The sequence below is a fragment of the Paenibacillus tengchongensis genome (assembly GCF_008973665.1).
Taxonomy (GTDB): domain Bacteria; phylum Bacillota; class Bacilli; order Paenibacillales; family Paenibacillaceae; genus Paenibacillus_AQ; species Paenibacillus_AQ tengchongensis.
The window spans coordinates 1-1,350 of sequence record NZ_WACP01000037.1; the positions used below are offsets into that span (position 1 = coordinate 1).

Genomic DNA, 1,350 nt, shown 5'->3' on the forward strand with positions numbered 1-1,350 from the left:
TACTTGGTTTAATTCCCGCTCATGGGGTGATAAAGACAGACAACCTGTTATTGACTGGTTTTTACATGCCAGAAAATTAGGCTGGGATATTATATTTTTGATTCAGGATATTTCGATAATGGATAAGCAAGCTCGTCTGGCGCTTGCTGAGCATGTTGTTTATTGTCGCCGTTCAGATAAATTAAACATTCCTTTTGTTGGCTCCATTATGAATTTGATTTCAGGGGCGCGATTTTCTTTACCAAAGGTACACTTTGGCATTGTCAAATATGGTGATAACGTTAATTCAATTACTGTTGATAAATGGATATACACCGGAAAATCATTATATTCCGCCTACAATACAAAACAGGTTTTTACTGATAACTATCCGCATGGTGCTTATTCGCTTTTGCCACCATTTATCACGCACGGTCAATTTTCTGTTCACAGAGGATTTAATTATTATATGCGCCTCACGAAAATTTATTTTCGCAAATCGAACCGTCTTATATTAATGCTTTCTTTTTTGGCGCTGGGGCTTGCGCTTGGTTTCTGGCTCCAGTCTGGAAAGAATGTTGATGAAATCTCCGCTATTAAATCTGCTTATGCTGAACAGGCGAGGGCGGTAACGCCTGATTCGTCCAGTGACTTACCCCGACTTTCTATTAATTCTTTTTCACAACTTGGCTTTGACGTTTCCGTTACGTTTGTTGATGCAAAAGGTACGAAATATCAGTATTTTGATTTGATTAAAGATGGTTATTCCGTTGATATTAAAGATGCCTGTCGTGTTGTTATTAGAAAAGGCCGTTATTTACAGACTGTTATCTGTCAGGAGTAATATTATTATGCGCTCTGTTATTGTTGCTTTTTTATTTGCCTGTTCATTCTGCGTTTCTGCTGAAAGTGTTAATTTAAACAATTCATCTGTTCGCTCATTTGTTCAGTGGTATTCTTCAAAAACTGGCAAGACTGTTATTGTTAATACTGATATTAAAGGAAACGTAACCGTATTTAATGCTGATGTTAATCCAACAAATATTGATGATTTCTTTAAGTCTGTTCTGAATGCTAACGGTTTTGTCATGCTTTCTGGCAATCCTGCGGTAGTCTCTTTGCCGTCTAAATTACCTTCACAGATGGTTTCGGATTCCGATGATTCTGATAACCAGTCTTATGATACTTTTCCTTCTGATCATCATTGCTGATTGAATCAGCGCGAGTGTCGATAGTCAGAACTAGTTGCCCGTTACCCATGACAACAGGCGTTACCTTGAGAGAAACGCCAACATCATGACGCTCGATAGTCTGAAACGGATTATTTACCCCGGCAGATTCGCCCGTTACCTTTCCGGTGATAGACGGCAC

At 38.8% G+C, this 1,350-nt stretch carries 3 protein-coding genes; 2 read left to right on the forward strand and 1 reads right to left on the reverse strand.

What is annotated here, in order from left to right; genetic code table 11:
* Together F1381_RS27805 and F1381_RS27810 are read left to right on the forward strand one after the other, a co-directional pair.
* Positions 1 to 823: zonular occludens toxin domain-containing protein (locus tag F1381_RS27805; RefSeq protein WP_151738061.1), on the forward strand; the 823-nt coding region annotated here is incomplete at its 5' end.
* 7 nt (positions 824 to 830) lie between these two features.
* Positions 831 to 1,190, forward strand: a complete 360-nt coding sequence (locus F1381_RS27810) for a hypothetical protein (RefSeq protein WP_246188226.1) — start codon at positions 831 to 833, stop codon at positions 1,188 to 1,190.
* On the opposite strand, the gene F1381_RS29330 is transcribed toward F1381_RS27810, so the two are convergent.
* Complete coding sequence (locus F1381_RS29330; RefSeq protein WP_246188225.1) at positions 1,105 to 1,350, reverse strand: hypothetical protein; 246 nt, start codon at positions 1,348 to 1,350, stop codon at positions 1,105 to 1,107. The two genes, F1381_RS27810 and F1381_RS29330, sit on opposite strands and share 86 nt — an antisense overlap.

Excerpts from the sequence above, each read along its gene's own strand:
- F1381_RS27810 (WP_246188226.1), top strand. The coding sequence starts at position 831 with ATGCGCTCTGTTATTGTTGCTTTTTTATTTGCCTGTTCATTCTGCGTT.